Origin of the sequence: Streptomyces sp. NBC_00829 (genome assembly GCF_045161795.1) — a bacterium.
Taxonomy (GTDB): domain Bacteria; phylum Actinomycetota; class Actinomycetes; order Streptomycetales; family Streptomycetaceae; genus Streptomyces.
The window spans coordinates 4,761,880-4,779,450 of sequence record NZ_CP108867.1; the positions used below are offsets into that span (position 1 = coordinate 4,761,880).

Consider the following 17,571-nt stretch of genomic DNA (forward strand, 5'->3'; position numbering starts at 1 on the left):
TGTGGCGAAGAAGAGGCGCACCGGTGACGACGGGTGCGCCTCTTCCGCGTGACTTCCGCGTGAGGGGCGGGCTGTCTCCGGCCCGCCCCGATGCGGGGATGCGGAGATACGGGTACCACCCCAGGGCCCTCGCGGCAGCTTCGCGCCGCCCGCGCCCCCACCTCTACAGTGACCGCGGCGGAAGCTTCGGGCGGCGAAGGTCCGGGACGTCCGAGTAGTCCGGGGGCATCGCCGGGGCGTGGGTCTTCAGGAGGTCCAGGGCCAGTTGGATCGCGTCGTCGAGCTGGACATGACGGCCCTCCGCCCAGTCCAGCGGGGTGCGCAGCGCGTCCAGGTCCGGGTCCACACCGTGGTTCTCGATCGACCAGCCGTATGCGTCGAACCACGCCGCGTTCATCGGAACCGTGATCACCGTGCCGTCGCCCAGCCGGTGGCGGCCGGTCATGCCCACCACCCCGCCCCAGGTCCGGCTGCCCACCACCGGGCCCAGGCCGAGGAGTTTGAACGCCGCCGTGATCATGTCGCCGTCCGACGCCGTCGCCTCGTCGGCCAGTGCGACCACCGGCCCGCGCGGCGCGTTCGAGGCGTATGAGACGGGCTGGGCGTTCCGTGTCAGGTCCCAGCCCAGGATCGTGCGGGTGAGCTTCTCCACCACCAGCTCGCTGATGTGACCGCCCGCGTTGCCCCGTACGTCCACGATCAGTGCCGGGCGGGACACCTCCATCCGCAGATCGCGGTTGAACTGTGCCCACCCCGACCCACCCATGTCCGGGATGTGGAGGTAGCCGCACTTGCCGCCGCTCAACTCCAGGACCACCTGGCGGCGTTTGGCCACCCAGTCCTGGTACCGCAGCGGCCGCTCGTCCACCAGCGGGACGATCGCCACCCGCCGTGCGCCCCCCTCGCCCTCGGCCGGCCGGAAGGTCAGCTCGACCGTTGTGCCGCCCGCCGCGGAGAGCATCGGGTACGGGCCCGTGACCGGATCCACCGGGCGGCCGTCCACGTGGGTGAGGACCGCGCCCTCACGGATGCCCGTGCCCGCCAGCGGGGAGCGCGCCTTGGAGTCGGACGAGTCGCCCGGCAGGATCCGGGAGACCAGCCAACTTCCGTCGCGGCAGACCAGGTTCGCGCCCAGCAGGCCCATCGCCCGCTGGTAGTGCGGCGGCCCCTCGTTGCGCCGCGCGGGCGTGACGTACGCGTGTGACGTGCCCAGTTCGCCCAGCACCTCGCGCAGCAGATCCGCGAACTCGTCCGGCGACGCGACCCGTTCGATCAGGGGCCGGTACTGGTCGAGCACCATGTCCCAGTCGATGCCGCACATGCCCGGCTCCCAGAAGTAGGCGCGGATGAGGCGGCCCGCCTCGTCGTACGCCTGTCGCCATTCGGACGCCGGGTCCACCTCGTGCAGGATGCGGCGCATGTCGATGTAGACGGTGGAGTCGCTGTCGCCGGACTCGGTGGCCGGAACCGCCCGCAGATCCCCGTCGTCGACGACCACCAGCCTGCTGCCGTCCCCGCTGACCGCGAACCAGTCGAGATGGTCGACCAGTTCGGTCTTGCGGGCCTTGGTGATGTCGAAGTGCTCCAGGGTGGGGCGGCCCGAGGTGTCCGCGGGGTTGGCGAAGGTCTCGCCCAGCGCCCCGGAGATCGGCCAGCGCAGCCAGACCAGGCCGCCGCCGGCGACCGGATGGAGTGCCGAGTACTTCGAGGCCGACACCGGGAACGGCGTCACCCGGCTCTCCAGGCCCTCGACCTCGACCGTCACGGCGCCCTCGCCGGTCTCGGTGTCCTCAGGGTCCGTCCCGCCCGCCGCCGGACGCCCGTCCGGCAGCAGCGCGAAGGGCGAGGGCGTCGCCGATGACAGCGGTACGAGATAGGGGCGGCAGCCCAGCGGGAAGGACAGGTCCCCGGTGTGCACGTCGTACACCGGGTCGAAGCCCCGCCACGAGAGGAAGGCGAGATAGCGGCCGTCGCGGGTGAAGACCGGATTCTCGTCCTCGAAGCGGCCGTTGGTGACGTCGACGATCGTACGGTCCTTGATCCGGGCCATCTTGATCTGACGCAGCGAGCGGCCGATGCCGGGCTGGGACCAGGTCAGCCAGTGCCCGTCGGGTGAGAAGGCGAGGTCCCGCACGGGCCCGTTGACCGACCGGATCAGCTCGGTGACCTCGCCTTCCCGGGAGCCTTCCGCCCGGGACGTGCCGTCGGTTTCCTCGCTGGTGTCGGTTCCCTCGCCGGTGTCGAGTTCCTCGCCGGTGCCGAGCAGTAGCAGCCGCCCGTCGTGCGAGGCGATCGCGAGGCGTTCCCCTTCGGGGTCCGAGACCAGCTCCTGGACGCAGCCGAGCTCCCCGGAGGCCAGCCGCCTCGGCTCCCGGTCCCCGCTCGCCCGTGGCAGATACGCGATCTCGACGGCGTCCTCGCCGTCCGCGTCCGTCACATAGGCGACCTGGCCGCCGGAGCCGAGCATCTCCGGCTGCCTGACCCGTACGCCCGGGGTGTCGGCGATGGTGCGCGCCGGGCCGTCGCGGTGCGTGAGCCAGTACAGGCTGCCGCGCACCGTGACGGCGCTGGCCCGGCCGGTCGGGTCCACCGAGATGGAGTTCACGTGGCTGGAGGCCGGCACCTGGTAGGTGCGGCGTCCGGCTCGCGGTCCGCCCAGTCGTACCTCCAGCTTGCGCGGCGAGGCGTCCGGTGCCGTCAGATCGTCGACGATCCACAGATCGCCCGCGCACTGGTACACGACTCTGCGACCGTCGCTCGAGGCGTGGCGGGCATAGAAGGCGTCATGATCTGTGTGGCGTCGGACGTCGGTGCCGTCGGGCCGGCAGGAGTAGAGATTGCCGACGCCCTCGTGGTCGGAGAGGAAGCCGATGCGCCCCGACACGAACATCGGGGAGTCCAGATGGCCTTCCAGGTCGGAGAGCAGCCGCTTGCCGTGCAGCCAGAGGCGGCCCGTCGCCCCGCCCCGGTACCGCTTCCACGCGGCCGGTTCGTGCGGCGGCTTCCCGGTGAGCAGCAGGGTGCGCCGTTCCCCTTCGACGTCCAGGACGGCGATGTCGGAGACCGGGCCCCAGGGAAGCTTCGCGCCGGGCGCGCCGTCGGTCGACACGCTGTACGCCCAGGAGAAGTACGAGAACGGCTGGCTGTGCGAGGAGACGGCGAGGATGTGGCCGTCGGGGGTCCAGCCGCAGACCCGGGTGTCGGCCGAGCCCCAGTAGCTGAGCCGCCGTGCGGGCCCGCCGTCGACCGGTGCCAGATGGATCTCCGGGTCGAGACTGCGCCAGGTCGTATAGGAGATGTGGCTGCCGTCGGGCGAGAAGCGGGGATGGCCGATCCGGGTCCGGTCGACGGTGACGCGCCAGGCGCGCCCCGGCCGGTGCCCCGCGGGCACGAGGGGCGCGATCCACAGATCGTCCTCGGCGGCGAAGCACAGCAAGTCGTCGTGCAGATGCGGGAAACGGAGATACGCGACATCGTCACTCACCCCCCAATGCTTTCCGCGCCAAGGGGGTGCGGCAACTTGTGGAGGGGGGTGAACGTCCGCGCGCCGTTCCCTGCAACGGGCTGGCCCGTGACCGACACCACAGCGAAACGATTTCGTTTCGCTGAGGGCCCGGGTTACGGTCTGGTGTACGAAACCGTTTCGTTCGGAACCGGGAATCGAAGGGAGGCCGGCCATGACGCGCAGCCGGCTCACGCCCGAGCGCGAGGCAGAGCTGTACGAAGCCGTGCTCGACCTGCTGCGCGAGGTCGGCTACGACGCCCTGACGATGGACGCCGTCGCCGCCCGGACCCGGTCCAGCAAGGCCACGCTCTACCGCCAGTGGCGGAGCAAGCCGGAGCTGGTCGCGAGGGCTCTGCGCCACAACAAGCCGGTGAGCTTCGCCGACATCGACACCGGCACGCTGCGCGGAGACTTCCACGCGATGCTGGAGCGCACCGACGACTGTCAGATGGCGCAGGACTCCGCGCTGATGCGGGGTCTGGCCCAGGCCATCCATGGCAACCCCGATCTCCACCAGGCCCTGCGTGAGCTCCTGATCGAGCCCGAGATCACCGGACTCGACACGCTGCTGCGGCGGGCCGTGGAAAGAGGCGAGGTCAGCGTGGACAACCGCGCGCTCGACTTCGTCCCGCACATGCTGGTCGGCGCCATCGTCGCCCGGCAGATGATCGAGGACCGGACACCCGACCGGACCTTCCTCACCGACTACTTGGACGCCGTCGTCCTCCCTGCCCTCGGCGTCTGACCCGCAGACCTCTCCGCGTCTGCCCCCGCAGACCTCCCCGTACCACCCAGCACCTCCTGACGCGCGCCGCTCTCGTCGTCGGGCCGGCTCCCCATGCCCTGTTCACCTCACACACGGGAGTACGCCCTCGTGGCCACGTTTCTCTACAAACTCGGGCGGTCAGCCTTCCGGCGCCGCCGTCTCGTAGCCCTGCTGTGGGTGGCGCTGCTGGCGCTCGCCGGGGTCGGCGCGGCCTCCGCGTCCACCGCCACCTCGTCATCGTTCTCGATACCGGGCACCGAGGCCCAGAAGGCCTTCGACCTGCTGGAACAGCGCTTCCCCGGGGCCAGCCCCGACGGTGCCACGGCCCGGGTCGTCTTCAAGGCCCCCGACGGCCGGAAGATGACCGAACCGGCCAACAAGGCCGAGGTGAACAAGGCCGTCGCCGCACTCAGGAACGGCTCCGACCAGGTCAAGTCCGTCACCGATCCGTACGCCGTCAAGGCCGTCTCGAAGGACGGTGCCACGGCCTACATTTCGGTCACGTACAAGGTCAGCTCGATGGAGCTGGCGGACGAGACGCGCGAGGCGCTGAAGAAGACCGGGACAGAGGCGGGCAAGAGCGGGCTGACCGTGGAGATCGGCGGCGACGCGCTGCAGACCGTCCCGGAGACCGGGGTGGGCGAGATCATTGGTGTCGCCATCGCCGCGGTCGTGCTGGTGATCACCTTCGGCTCGCTGGTCGCCGCCGGGCTGCCGCTGCTCACCGCGATCATCGGTGTCGGCATCGGTATCTCCACCATCACCGCGCTGGCGAACGTCCTGGACCTCGGCTCCACCACCTCGACCCTCGCGATGATGATCGGCCTCGCCGTCGGCATCGACTACGCCCTCTTCATCGTCTCCCGCTACCGCGCGGAGCTGGCCGAGGGCCGGGAACGCGGGGACGCGGCGGGCCGGGCCGTCGGCACGGCGGGCTCAGCGGTCGTCTTCGCGGGTCTGACCGTCGTCATCGCCCTGGTCGGCCTCGCCGTCGTCAACATCCCGGTGCTCACCAAGATGGGCTTCGCCGCGGCGGCCACGGTCGTCATCGCGGTGCTGATCGCCCTGACCCTGATCCCCGCGCTGCTCGGCTTCGCCGGCAAGCGGGTCCCGCCCCGCAAGGTCCGCAAGGGCAAGGAGGCGGGCGAGAAGCCGAACATGGGCACCCGCTGGTCCCGCTTCGTGCTGCGCCGCCCGGTCGCCGTGCTCCTCGCCGGTGTGGTCGGCCTCGGCGCGATAGCAGTGCCGGCGGCCTCGCTGGAGATGGGTCTGCCCGACGACGGCGCACAGCCCGTCAGCACCACCCAGCGCAAGGCGTACGACCTGCTGTCCGACGGCTTCGGCCCCGGATTCAGCGGCCCCCTGCTGGTGGTCGTCGACGGCGACAAGGCCACCGCCGACCGGACCGTCAAGGACATCCGGGGTCTCGACGGCGTCGTCGCCGTCACCCCGCCGACCTTCAACAAGGCCGGTGACACCGCGATGGTCACGGTCATCCCGAAGGACCGGCCGTCCTCGGCCGAGACCGAGGACCTGGTTCTCTCGATCCGCGACGGCAGCGGTGACGATGTCCTGGTCACCGGCGCGACGGCGATGAACATCGACTTCTCGCAGAAGATGAAGGACGCGCTGCTGCCCTACCTGGCGCTCGTCGTCGGACTCGCCTTCCTGCTGCTGATGGTCGTCTTCCGCTCGGTCCTGGTGCCGCTCAAGGCCGCGCTCGGCTTCCTGCTCTCGGTCGTCGCCGCCCTGGGCGCGGTCGTGGCCGTCTTCCAGTGGGGCTGGCTGGGCTCGCTGTTCGGCGTCGAGCAGACCGGCCCGATCATGTCGATGATGCCGATCTTCATGGTGGGCGTCGTCTTCGGTCTCGCCATGGACTACGAGGTCTTCCTGGTCACGCGGATGCGGGAGGCATACGTCCATGGGGAGCGGCCCGGCGAGGCGATCGTCACCGGCTTCAAGCACGGGGCCCGGGTCGTGACCGCGGCGGCCGTCATCATGATCGCGGTGTTCTCCGGCTTCATCGGCTCCAGCGAGCAGATGATCAAGATGATCGGCTTCGGTCTGGCGATCGCGGTCGTCTTCGACGCGTTCGTGGTCCGGATGGCGATCGTGCCCGCGGTGCTCGCGCTGCTCGGCCACAAGGCGTGGTGGCTGCCGCGCTGGCTGGACCGGGTGCTGCCCAATGTCGACGTGGAGGGCGAGAAGCTGCACAAGGAGCTGACCGTCGGCCGCGAGGACCCGGACGAGGAACGGGAGTTGGTCAGCGCCTGACGCGGGCGGGAGACGGTCCGCATGTGACGCGGGCGGGAGACGGTCCGCATGTGACGCGGGCGGCCTGACGCGGGCCCGAAGGCCCGCAACACTTCAGGCACCGGACTCCGGGGGCAGCGCTTCGAGCGGCGCGCGCGCCTTCGGATGCGCGACGGCACCGTGGGGACGGGGTCCGTCGCGGCACCCGGTGGCCGTGCTCGTCACCCTTGGGTGACGGGTGCGGCCACCTCGTGTGTGTGGCGCAGGAAGCGGATCAGCGTCTTGGTGTCGAACTGCACGACGGCCACCCCGTCGGGTGTGTGGAACTCGACCACCGCCTGGACCCGGCCGCAGGGCCAGACCTCGACATCCCCTTTGCGGGCGGGTGCGCGCAGCCCGGTCTCCAGCAGATCGCGGGGGAAGGTCCAGGCGCGTCCGCTGGGGAACTCGAAGGAGACCGCCTGCGGGTCCTCGCCCGGATCGTACGAGAGGAGGACGCGGACCGGTCGGTACTGCGGCGCGTCGGTGACGATTCTGGCCAGTGCATGATCTTCGACGGCGGCTACGGACATCGGCCGGCTCCTCACGCTCGCCCTATTCATTATCTAATGTCCCATATTTCAGGCCGTAAGCTCGACTCCTTTTGTGACGGACCTGCTCTTGCGAACGGGTCGCAATAAGCCACTATCATTGAACACTTATTCATCTGTCCGAAGGGGAGACCGCCATGCACGTTCCTGACGGATTCATCGACGCGCCGGTCTCGGTCGCCGCCGGAGCCGTCGCCGCCGGTGCTGTGGCCGTCAGCCTGCGCGGCGCCCGCCGCGAACTGGACGAGAGGACGGCCCCACTGGCCGGTCTGGTCGCCGCGTTCATCTTCGCCGTCCAGATGCTGAACTTCCCCGTCGCCGCCGGCACCAGCGGGCATCTGCTCGGCGGAGCACTGGCCGCGATCCTCGTCGGTCCGTACACCGGCGTGCTCTGCATATCTGTGGTGCTGCTGATGCAGGGCATCCTCTTCGCGGACGGCGGCCTCACCGCGCTCGGCGTGAACATCACCGTCATGGGCGTCGTCACGGTCCTCGTCTCGTACGGGATCTTCCGCGGCCTGGTGAAGGCGCTGCCGCGGGGGCGCCGTACGGTCACCATCGCCTCCTTCGTGGCCGCGCTCGTCTCCGTACCCGCCGCGGCCTGCGCCTTCACCGCGATCTATGCCGTCGGCGGGACCACCGACGTCCCCGTGGGCAAAGTGCTCACCGCGATGGCCGGCGTGCATGTGCTCATCGGCATCGGCGAAGCGGTGATCACCATGCTGACCGTCGGCGCGGTCGTCGCCGTGCGGCCCGACCTGGTCCACGGGGCCCGTGGCCTGGCCGCCCCGCTCAAGCTCCGCGTCGGCGGCGCGCTCGTCGACGCCCCCGCCGCCCACCCCGCTCCCGTCGCCGCCCGCCCGCCCCGAGCGATCTGGGCGACCGGCCTGGTCACCGCGCTCGTCCTCGCGGGCTTCGTCTCCTTCTACGCCTCCGCGAGCCCCGACGGCCTGGAGAAGGTCGCCGCCGACAAGGGCATCGACAAGAAGGCCGAGGAACACGCGTCCAAGGACTCCCCGCTCGCCGACTACGGCGTGAGGGACATCGCCGACCCCCGCGTCTCCGGCGGCCTCGCCGGTGTGATCGGCGTGGGTGTCACGGTCGTCGCCGGCACCGGGATCTTCTGGTCGGTGCGCCGTCGCCAGACGAAGGACGCCGGCCCCGCCCACGTACCGGACGCGGTCTGACATGGGAGCGGGGCACGCGCACAAGCTCTACCGGCACGGGCACTCGCCGGTCCATGAGCTGCCTCCGCACTGCAAGCTCGCCGCCGTCTTCTGCTTCGTGCTCGTCGTGGTCTCCACGCCGCGCGAGGCGGTGTGGGCCTTCGGTCTGTACGCGGTGCTGCTCGTCGCGGTCGCGGCCGCGGCCCGGATCCCCGCGGGATTCCTGCTGCGGCGCCTGCTCATCGAGATCCCGTTCGTGGCCTTCGCGGTGCTCATGCCCTTCGTGGTCCCCGGCGAGCAGGTCCAGGTGCTCGGTCTCTCGCTGAGCGTCCCCGGCCTGTGGGGCGCCTGGAACGTCCTGGCCAAGGGCACCCTCGGAGTCGCCGCCTCGGTGATCCTCGCCTCCACGACCGAGCTGCGCTCGCTGCTGCTCGGCATGCAGCGGCTCAAACTGCCGCCGATGCTGGTGCAGATCGCGTCCTTCATGATCCGTTACGGCGATGTCATCACCGACGAGATGCGGCGGATGTCGATCGCCCGCAGATCGCGCGGGTTCGAGGCGCGCGGTGTCCGGCACTGGGGCGTCCTCGGCAAGTCGGCCGGGGCACTGTTCATCCGCTCCTACGAGCGCGGTGAACGGGTGCATCTGGCGATGGTCAGCCGGGGATACGCCGGGACCATGCCGGTCATCGACGAGGTGACCGCGACCCGTGCCCAGTGGACGTACGCGGCCACCCTCCCCCTGACGGCTCTCGCCGTCTGTCTGCTGGGATGGACCCTATGACCGACCCCATCACCGACCGCCGGACCGACGCCGGCTCGGCGGCTCCCTCCCCTCGGGCGGCCGACGACTCGGCCGCCGCCGGCCGCCCGGCCCCCTCCCTGGAGGTCAGCGGCCTCGCCTACGCCTACCCGGACGGCCACCAGGCCCTCTTCGGCGTCGACCTGACGGTCGCGCGCGGTGAGCGTGTCGCCCTCCTCGGACCCAACGGCGCGGGCAAGACCACCCTCGTGCTGCACCTCAACGGCATCCTGAGCGGCGGCGTCGGCTCGGTCTCCGTGGCGGGGCTGCCGGTCGCCAGGGCCAACCTCGCGGAGATCCGCCGCCGGGTCGGCATCGTCTTCCAGGACCCGGACGACCAGCTGTTCATGCCGACGGTCCGCGAGGACGTGGCCTTCGGCCCCGCGGCGTCCGGCCTGCGCGGACCGGAGCTGGAGGCGCGGGTCGTCACGGCCCTGACCCGGGTCGGCATGGCCGAGTACGCGGACCGGCCGCCGCATCACCTCTCCTTCGGGCAGCGCCGCCGGGTCGCCGTCGCCACGGTGCTCGCCATGGAGCCGGAGATCCTCGTCCTGGACGAGCCGTCGTCCAACCTCGACCCCGCGTCCCGGCGCGAACTGGCCGACATCCTGCGGTCCCTGGACGTCACGGTGCTGATGGTCACGCACGACCTTCCGTACGCGCTGGAGCTCTGCCCGCGCGCGGTCGTCCTCAGCCAGGGTGCGATCGCGGCGGACGGGCCGACGCAGAACCTCCTGGGCGACGAGGAGCTGATGCGGGCGCACCGGCTGGAGCTCCCGTTCGGCTTCGACCCGAAGTCCGTGACAATGGGCGCGTGACCAAGCATCCAGGCGGGACCGCGGCGGCACCGTGAGCGACCACGCCGACCGTGCGGCGCGGTCCTGGACGACGAGGGGCAACGGTCTCGGCGGCGCACCAGGTCCGCCCGTACTCCGACGCGACCCGGGACACCATCGACCTCTCGATCGTGCTGAGCCGATCCGGCAGCTCCGCTGAGCGGGCCCCGGGCAGCCGTGCCGGGCCGGCCCGGTCGGCTCCGGGGGGCTGACCCGCACGTCACGTCGCCCGGGGAGCATTGCACCATGGGGGCATGAGCGGGAGCGGAGCAGCAGGCGCGGTGGATGTCCGGGGCACGGTGGCGGAGGGCTTCGAGCCCGTCCAGGACGCCTTCCTGCGCAACTTCGAACAGCGCGGCGAACGCGGAGCCGCCATCGCCGTCTACCGGAACGGGCGCAAGGTCGTCGACCTGTGGGCCGGGACCCGCGACGTGGACGGGCCCGAGCCGTGGGCCCTGGACACCGCGCAGGTCGTCCGCTCGGCGACGAAGGGCGTCGCCGCCGCCGTCGTCCTGCTGCTCCACCAGCGCGGCCAGATCGACCTGGACGCCCCCATCGGCACGTACTGGCGGGAGTTCAAGGAGGCGGGCAAGGAGCGCACCGTCGTACGCCATCTGCTCTCCCACCGCGCCGGAGTGCCCGTCATCGACCACCCGCTCACCCCGGCGGAGGCGGCCGACGGCATCAGCGGACCTGCCGCGCTCGCGGCCCAGCGACCCGCGTGGGAGCCCGGCACCGACCACGGCTACCACGCCCAGACCTACAGCTGGCTGCTCGCCGAACTCGTGCGCCGCGTCAGCGGCCGGACCATCGGCCGGTGGATCGCCGAGGAGATCGCCCGCCCCCTCGGCCTGGACTTCTGGATCGGCCTGCCCAAGGACGAGGCCCACCGGGTCGGCCGGATCGGCCCGCTTGAGGAGCCCGCAGCGGCCGGCGGACTCAAGCTGCGCCCCAAGCGCGCCGTGTCCGAGGCGTACAGCGACCCCGCGTCCCTCACCCGCCGCGCCTTCGCGGCGATCGACCCGCTGCCCGACGAGAACGACCCCGCCTACCGCGCAGCCGAACTCCCGGCCTCCAACGGCATATCCACCGCCCGCGCGCTCGCCCGCTTCTACGCCTCCACCATCGGCGCGGTCGACGACGGACCCCGCCTCTTCGCCCCGGCCACCCTCACCCTCGCCCGCACCGAGGAGTCGGCGGGCCCCGACCGCGTCCTGGTCGTCCCCACCCGCCTGGGCCTCGGCTTCATGCTGCACGGTCCCGCCTGCCCGCTGCTCGGCCCCGGCTCCTTCGGCCACCCCGGCCGCGGCGGCTCGCTCGGCTTCGCAGACCCCGAGTCCGGCATCGCGCTCGGCTATGTGACCAACGGCCTGCGCAAGGGAGTTACGGCCGATCAGCGGTCCCAGGCCCTGATCCGGGCGGTACGTTCGGCGCTATGAGCAGCCAGACGAGGCGTTTCGAGGGATACGGCGTCCTGATCACGGGCGCGGCCCGGGGCATCGGCGAGGCGACGGCACGGCGGCTCGCCGCCGAAGGCGCCCGCGTCATGGTCACCGACCTGGACGCGGAGCGGGCCGCGAAGACCGCGAAGGACATCGCCGGGGCCGACTCCACGGGCTGCGACGTCGGCGACCGGGCGGCGGTCGAGGCGGCCGTGGGGCACGCCGTCGAGCGCTTCGGCGCCCTCGACGTCCTGGTCAACAACGCCTTCTCGTGCAGCCCCGACACCCCGTTGCTGGAGGACCAGCCCGACGAGACCTGGGGGCGGGACCTCGACACCACCCTGACCGGTGCCTTCCGCTGCGCCCGCGCCGCCCTGCCGCACCTGGCCGCGTCCGGCCGCGGCGCGATCGTCAACATCGGCTCGGTCAACGCCGAGCAGGACTTCGGCAACCACGCCTACAGCGCGGCCAAGGCGGGACTCGCCTCACTGACCCGCACGCTGGCCGGGGACGCGGCTCCCCGGGGAGTGCGCGTCAACCAGGTCAACCCGGGCACGGTCCGCACGCCGTCCTGGGCGGGCCGCGAGGCGAGGCTCGACGCACTCGCCCGCGTCTACCCCCTCGGCCGGGTCGGCGAGCCCGAGGACATCGCCGCCGCGGTCGCGTTCCTGGCCTCGCGCGACGCGGCGTGGATCACGGGCACGACGCTGCGCGTCGACGGCGGGCTGCTCGCGGTGAACACGAGTTTCGCCGACGTCGTCGAGGACGGCTGACGGGCCCCGGCGGGATCAGCAGCCCGTGCCCTGCCGGGCAGGGCCCGCCGCCACGCAGAACTCGTTGCCTTCCGGGGCTCCTGGACAACCTGCGCCGACGCAGCGCTCAGCCCGCCCGGAGCATCAGCCCGATGCCCACCACCATCAGCCCCGCCGCCGCGATCCTCGGTCCCCCGAACCGCTCCTTGAACAACAGCGCCCCGATCGCCGCGCCGACGATGATCGACGACTCGCGCAGTGCCGCGACCGGTGCCAGCGGCGCCCGGGTCTGCGCCCACAGCACCAGCCCGTACGCGGCGATCGACATGGCCGCGCCGAGCAGCCCACGCACCGCGTACGGCCGCAACCGGGCCGGCAGGCCGCCCCGGTGGACGTAGAGCGTGTACGCCGGGATCAGCGTGCCCTCCAGGATCATCAGCCAGGCGATGTAGCCGAGCGGTGTGCCCGAAGAGCGGACGCCGACTCCGTCCACGACGGTGTACGCGGCGATGGACAGACCGGTCGCCAGCGCGGCCAGCAGGGCCGGCCAGTGCGGACGCGTGCCCGAGCCCCTGAATCCCCACAGCGCCACGCCCATCAGGCCCGCCGAGGCGATCGCCACGCCCGCCAGCTGCCAGCCGCCCAGGTTCTCGCCGACGAACACGGCCGCGAGCACGGTCACCACGAGCGGAGCCGTGCCCCGCGCGATGGGATACATCTGGCCGAAGTCGCCGAGGCTGAACGACCGCATCAGAAGCGCCTGATAGCCGATGTGCAGCAGCGCGGAGGCGATCAGATACGGCCAGGCCGCGGCCTCGGGCAGCGGCGAGAAGCAGGCCATGACCGCGCCGATAACCGTGCCGCCGCCGGCGATCAGGGTGAAGGCGACCAGCTGGTCCTCGATGCTGGCCGCGATGGCGTTCCAACTGGCGTGCGTGACCGCGGCCATCAGGACGGCCGCGGCGACGAGAGGTGTCACGCGGTGCGCTCGCGGACGTCCACCAGCGTGCCGCCCGCGTGCGCGATCAGTGCCCTGGGGTCGAGCGGGAAGACCGCGTGCGGGGTTCCGGCCGCGGCCCACACCACGGCGTGGTCGAGCAGCCCGCGGTCGGCCAGCACCCGGGTGCGGGTGACGTGCCCGAAGGGCGGTACGCCGCCGATCGCGTAACCGGTCGTCTCCCGCACGAGATCCGCGTTCGCGCGGCTGACCTTCCCGGCGCCCAGCTCCTGCCGGACGCGCTCGACGTCGACGCGCGATGAGCCGTCCATGAGCACCAGCACCGGCACTCCGTCGGCCTCGAAGACCAGTGACTTGACGATCTCGCTGACGTCGCAGCCGATCGCGGCGGCGGCCTCGGCGGCGGTGCGTGTGGCGTCCGGGAAGCGGCGTACCGGGACCTTGAGACCCAGTTCCCTCAACGCCTCGGCGAAACGGGGATGGGCGTCCGACTCGTGCGTGCTCATGCCCTGCACGCTAGCGGTAGCTGTACGGGCCAAGCGACCGGGTATCCGCGTGACCGGGGGCACGCGCCCGGGTCAGCGGGCGCGCAGCACCTGGGCGACCACCGGACCGGCCGCGTCGCCCCCGTGTCCGCCGGACTGGACGACCGCGGCAGCGGCCAGATCGTCCGCGTACCCGGTGAACCAGCTGTTGGACTTGCCCTGCCCGTCGACCTCCGCCGATCCCGTCTTGGCGCCCTTGTCACCGCCGACACCGGACATGGCGGCCGCTCCTGTGCCGCTCTGCGCGGTGGCGCGCATCATCTGGCGCAGCGCCTGGGCGATCGAGGCCGGAAGCCGCTGCGCGGTGGCCAGTTCACGGTTGTCCAGCGACTGCGGGACGATCACCGGCTGGTGGAACCCGCCGTTCTTGGCGGTGGCGGTGATGGACGCCATGTTGAGCGCGTTCATCGTGACCTTGCCCTGCCCGATGTAGGAGGCGGCGGTCTCCGCGCCGGAGGACTCGGGCACGTTGCCGTCGACGGTGACGATGCCGGTCTGCCAGTCGAGGCCGATGCCGAAGTACTTGCGGGCCGTGTCGCCGAGCGCCCGGTCGGCGATGTCACGGTCGTCGAGCGGCTTGACCGCCTTGATGAAGGCGGTGTTGCAGGAGCGGCTGAAGCTCTGCTGGAGCGTGCCGTTCCTGATCTCGAAACGGTCGAGATTGTGGAAGGTGACGCCCTTCCAGGAGACGTCGGGCGGGCACTCCACCTTCGAGCCCGCCCCGCCGACGACACCGTTGTCCATCATCATGGTCGTGGTCACGATCTTCATCGTGGAGCCGGGCGCCTGCGCCCCCTGAACGGCCGTGTTGAAGCCGCCCGCCGGGCTGTTGGCCACCGCGCGGATCTCGCCGGTGCTCGGCTTCACGGCGACGACGGACGCCTGACCGAACTGCTTCACGGCCTTCTCGGCGGCGGCCTGCACCTCCGCGTCCAGCGTGGTCCGCAGCGTGCCCTCCTTGCCCTTGGTCAGGGTCAGCAGGGTCTGGTCGGGCGTGGCCCGGTTGGTGGACGACACGACGAGCTCGACTCCGGCGGTCCCGCCCGCCTTCTCGCCGTACTTCTTGCGCAGCGAGTCGAGGACCGGGCCGAGCGAGGGGTACTTCTCCTTCGTCAGCTCACGCCCCTGATGGTCCACGGCCTTGATCGGCGGAGCGGATGCCCGGTCGGTCTTGAGCGAGGTGTCCTTCGTCAGCTTGGGGTGCACCACGGCGGGCGCCCAGTCGACGAGCGCCTTGCCGGTGGTCAGGCCACGCACGACGGTCAGCTCGGAGGCGTACGACCAGGGCTTGCTCTGCCCCTCGAACGTCACGGTCGCCCTGACGGTGAACGGCACCTTCGCGCCGACGGCCGTGCCGGGTGTGATCACGGCGGCGGACACCTGCGCCTGGTCGCGATACCCGGCGAGCAGCGGCCGGGCCTCGGCGGCGTTGTTGGTCAACTGCGCTGCCTCGGCGGCGTTCCCCCCGGCCCACGCGGCCAGGAAGTCCTTCGCGGTCCGCTCGACCTCGTCGGCACCGGGCGGCCCGGACTTCCGGGTCCCGGCGGCGGACGTGTTGTCGTTCCCGCCGCCGTCGCCCCCGGTCAGCCCGCTGTACAGGTGGTAGCCGCCGTAGCCCACACCACCGGCCACCACCAGGAATACGCCACCGACGACGGCGACTTTGGCTCCACTTCGCATCGCTGCGATCCCCTCCCCCAGGAGACCGTCCTTGAACGTGTTCAAGGACGGCATCGCCTGCACTCTACGGGACAGGAGAGGCAGGGGAGTTGGGAGTTACCGGACTGCGACGATCGGGCGGAGGGCAGCCGGGCACGGCGGTGGTGCGGTGTGCGGACATGCGGCAGGCGGGGCATTTCCCTGCTTCCGGATCGCGCTCCAACCAGGCGGCGACGCACGGTGCCAGGCGGTCCGCGTCGCGCGCGGAGAGCAGCAGAACGGGCTCCTGGCGGTGGAGTCCCGCGAGGTGACGCACGCCGCCGGGAACTGACTCCGCAACCGCCCGCCGGCACAGCCGGCCCTGCAAGGCGAGCCGGTGCTGCTCTGGACGTGTACAGGCTTCTCAACGGATCGGTCCATCCGGTGCACCATCGACGTTCCGGTCGACTCGGACGTCCAACGGTCTGGGCCGTCTCTGGGCCGTCCAGGGACAGCCGATGACGCCCTCCAGCGACCGACAACGACCACGACGGCTCCGACGCCCGCGGGCGTCGGAGCCGCCGTCGTTACTGCTAGACCCAGCTGTCCAGCCACATCCTGTTCCGCCATTCGTCCATCGGGATCGATGTCCCCGTGTACAGCGGATAGAAGTAGATGAAGTTCCAGATGATCAGCAGTACCAGCACACCCGCGCCGATCGCGCCGATCGCCCGCCGGCGTTCGTCCGAGCCCGGTGGGCCCAGGATCGCGCCGATCATCATGGCGACCGCCAGACACAGGAACGGCACGAACACCACCGCGTAGAACAGGAAGATCGTGCGCTCCTGGTAGAAGAACCAGGGCACCCAGCCCGCGGCGATGGCGCAGGCGATCGCGCCCGCGCGCCAGTCGCGGCGGAAGAGCCAGCGCCACAGGATGTAGCAGATGGCGAAGCAGGCCGCCCACCACAGGAGCGGAGTGCCCAGTGCCAGGACCTCGCGGGCGCACTTGTCCGCCGCGTCCGTCGGGCAGCCGTCGACGCCCGCCTTGGGGTCCTCGTAGAAGTACGAGACCGGGCGGCCGAGCACGATCCAGCTCCACGGGTTCGACTGGTACGTGTGGCCGGATGTGAGGTGGACGTGGAAGTCGTAGACCTCGTTCTCGTAGTGCCACAGGCTGCGCAGCCAGTCCGGCAGCCAGGTCCAGTTCCCGCCCGCGCCGTCCTTGGCGGCCCAGTCCCTGAAGTAGCCCCTGTCGGTGACGATCCAGCCCGTCCAGGACGCGATGTACGTGACGATCGCGACCGGCACCGTCGAGACGAACGCCGGCACCGTGTCCTTCGTGAGCACCGCCTTGTACGGGCGCACCGCGCCCGCCGTACGGCGGGCGCCCACGTCCCACAGGACCGTCAGCAGGCAGAACGCGACCATCACATACAGGCCGTTCCACTTGGTGCCCGCCGCCAGGCCCAGCATCAGACCCGCCGTCAGACGCCAGGGACGCCAGCCCAGGCGCAGGGTCTCGGCGACCGTCGCATCCGGGCGCAGGACCCCGTCCTCGTCCGTCGGCAGCGCCGCCGCGAGCCTTCTGCGTGCCCGGTCGCGGTCGATGAGCAGCGCCCCGAACGCGGCCAGTACGAAGAACATCAGCACCTGGTCGAGCAGCGCGGTGCGGCTCATCACGAAGTGCAGGCCGTCCACCGCCAGCAGCGTGCCCGCCAGGCAGCCCAGGAACGTCGAGCGGAACAGCCTGCGGCCGATCCGGCAGAGCATCAGCACCGACAGCGTGCCGAGCACAAAGACCATGAAGCGCCAGCCGAAGGGCGTGAACCCGAAGAAGTGCTCACCGAGGCCGATGATCCACTTGCCCACCGGCGGATGCACCACATAGCCGGGACTGGACGGGACCGTCACCGCGTCCGGGTTGGCCAGGATCGCCTTGTCGATGTCCTTGGGCCAGCTGCCCTCGTACCCCTGGTTGATCAGCGCCCAGGCGTCCTTGGCGTAGTACGTCTCGTCGAATATCACCGCATCCGGCTTGCCGAGATTCCAGAACCGCACCACGCCGGCGACCAGCGCCACCAGCAGCGGGCCGCCCCAGGCCGCCCAGCGCAGCAGCGGGTTCGCCACCGTCGGCGGGATGCCGAACACCGGCCACAGCCGCTCGGACGGGCGGGTGTACTCGGGCACCAGACGTTCGCGCAGCCCGATCACGTGCCGGGGCGCGTAGCCGAATCTGCGCAGCCGCTGCTGCCAGCCGGGCGGCTGCGGATCGGTGTCCTTGCCCTGCAGGGTCTGTGGCGCGGTACTGGTCACCGC

At 71.3% G+C, this 17,571-nt stretch carries 13 protein-coding genes; 7 read left to right on the top strand and 6 right to left on the bottom strand.

The annotated features are described in order from the left end of the window. Nucleotides 1-163: 163 nt before the first annotated feature. On the bottom strand, nucleotides 164-3,484 hold the full coding sequence (locus OG293_RS21055; RefSeq protein ID WP_406000331.1) for a S41 family peptidase: 3,321 nt from the start codon (nucleotides 3,482-3,484) through the stop codon (nucleotides 164-166). A gap of 193 nt (nucleotides 3,485-3,677) precedes the next feature. Here OG293_RS21055 and OG293_RS21060 point away from each other — a divergent pair, with 193 nt between their 5' ends. Together OG293_RS21060 and OG293_RS21065 are read left to right on the top strand one after the other, a co-directional pair. Continuing rightward, nucleotides 3,678-4,250 (top strand): TetR/AcrR family transcriptional regulator, encoded by a 573-nt coding sequence (locus OG293_RS21060; protein ID WP_406000332.1) that lies wholly within the window; start codon nucleotides 3,678-3,680, stop codon nucleotides 4,248-4,250. 129 nt (nucleotides 4,251-4,379) lie between these two features. Then, nucleotides 4,380-6,545: an MMPL family transporter gene (locus OG293_RS21065; protein ID WP_406000333.1), complete on the top strand. Its 2,166-nt coding sequence runs from the start codon at nucleotides 4,380-4,382 to the stop codon at nucleotides 6,543-6,545. A gap of 200 nt (nucleotides 6,546-6,745) precedes the next feature. Here the strand turns inward: OG293_RS21065 and OG293_RS21070 are convergent, their stop codons facing one another. Beyond that, nucleotides 6,746-7,096, bottom strand: coding sequence for an SsgA family sporulation/cell division regulator (locus OG293_RS21070; RefSeq protein WP_406000334.1), 351 nt, complete (start codon nucleotides 7,094-7,096; stop codon nucleotides 6,746-6,748). Between the two features lie 155 nt (nucleotides 7,097-7,251). On the opposite strand from OG293_RS21070, the gene OG293_RS21075 reads away from it, so the two are divergent. From OG293_RS21075 to OG293_RS21095, 5 genes are all read left to right on the top strand, one after another. Continuing rightward, nucleotides 7,252-8,301 carry an energy-coupling factor ABC transporter permease gene (locus OG293_RS21075; RefSeq protein WP_406000335.1) on the top strand — a complete coding sequence of 350 codons (1,050 nt, stop codon included), beginning with the start codon at nucleotides 7,252-7,254 and terminating at the stop codon, nucleotides 8,299-8,301. A gap of 1 nt (nucleotide 8,302) precedes the next feature. Continuing rightward, nucleotides 8,303-9,064 (top strand): cobalt ECF transporter T component CbiQ, encoded by a 762-nt coding sequence (gene cbiQ / locus OG293_RS21080; protein ID WP_406000336.1) that lies wholly within the window; start codon nucleotides 8,303-8,305, stop codon nucleotides 9,062-9,064. Further along, nucleotides 9,061-9,900: an energy-coupling factor ABC transporter ATP-binding protein gene (locus tag OG293_RS21085; RefSeq protein WP_406000337.1), complete on the top strand. Its 840-nt coding sequence runs from the start codon at nucleotides 9,061-9,063 to the stop codon at nucleotides 9,898-9,900. The genes cbiQ and OG293_RS21085 overlap by 4 nt, the downstream gene beginning before the upstream one ends. Nucleotides 9,901-10,172: 272 nt before the next feature. Beyond that, on the top strand, nucleotides 10,173-11,357 hold the full coding sequence (locus OG293_RS21090) for a serine hydrolase domain-containing protein (RefSeq protein ID WP_406000338.1): 1,185 nt from the start codon (nucleotides 10,173-10,175) through the stop codon (nucleotides 11,355-11,357). After that, nucleotides 11,354-12,133, top strand: coding sequence for an SDR family NAD(P)-dependent oxidoreductase (locus tag OG293_RS21095; protein WP_406000339.1), 780 nt, complete (start codon nucleotides 11,354-11,356; stop codon nucleotides 12,131-12,133). Before OG293_RS21090 ends, OG293_RS21095 begins: the two co-directional genes overlap by 4 nt. Nucleotides 12,134-12,239: 106 nt before the next feature. On the opposite strand, the gene OG293_RS21100 is transcribed toward OG293_RS21095, so the two are convergent. From OG293_RS21100 to OG293_RS21115, 4 genes are all read right to left on the bottom strand, one after another. Beyond that, entirely contained in the window at nucleotides 12,240-13,091 is an 852-nt protein-coding gene (locus OG293_RS21100) for an EamA family transporter (RefSeq protein ID WP_406000340.1), read from the bottom strand. Beyond that, a complete protein-coding gene (locus OG293_RS21105) occupies nucleotides 13,088-13,576 on the bottom strand; it encodes a YbaK/EbsC family protein (protein WP_406000341.1) in 489 nt (162 codons plus the stop codon). Before OG293_RS21105 ends, OG293_RS21100 begins: the two co-directional genes overlap by 4 nt. A gap of 72 nt (nucleotides 13,577-13,648) precedes the next feature. Continuing rightward, nucleotides 13,649-15,295, bottom strand: a complete 1,647-nt coding sequence (locus OG293_RS21110) for a penicillin-binding transpeptidase domain-containing protein (RefSeq protein ID WP_406003661.1) — start codon at nucleotides 15,293-15,295, stop codon at nucleotides 13,649-13,651. Between the two features lie 551 nt (nucleotides 15,296-15,846). Beyond that, nucleotides 15,847-17,568 carry a dolichyl-phosphate-mannose--protein mannosyltransferase gene (locus OG293_RS21115; RefSeq protein ID WP_406000342.1) on the bottom strand — a complete coding sequence of 574 codons (1,722 nt, stop codon included), beginning with the start codon at nucleotides 17,566-17,568 and terminating at the stop codon, nucleotides 15,847-15,849. Nucleotides 17,569-17,571 lie beyond the last annotated feature (3 nt).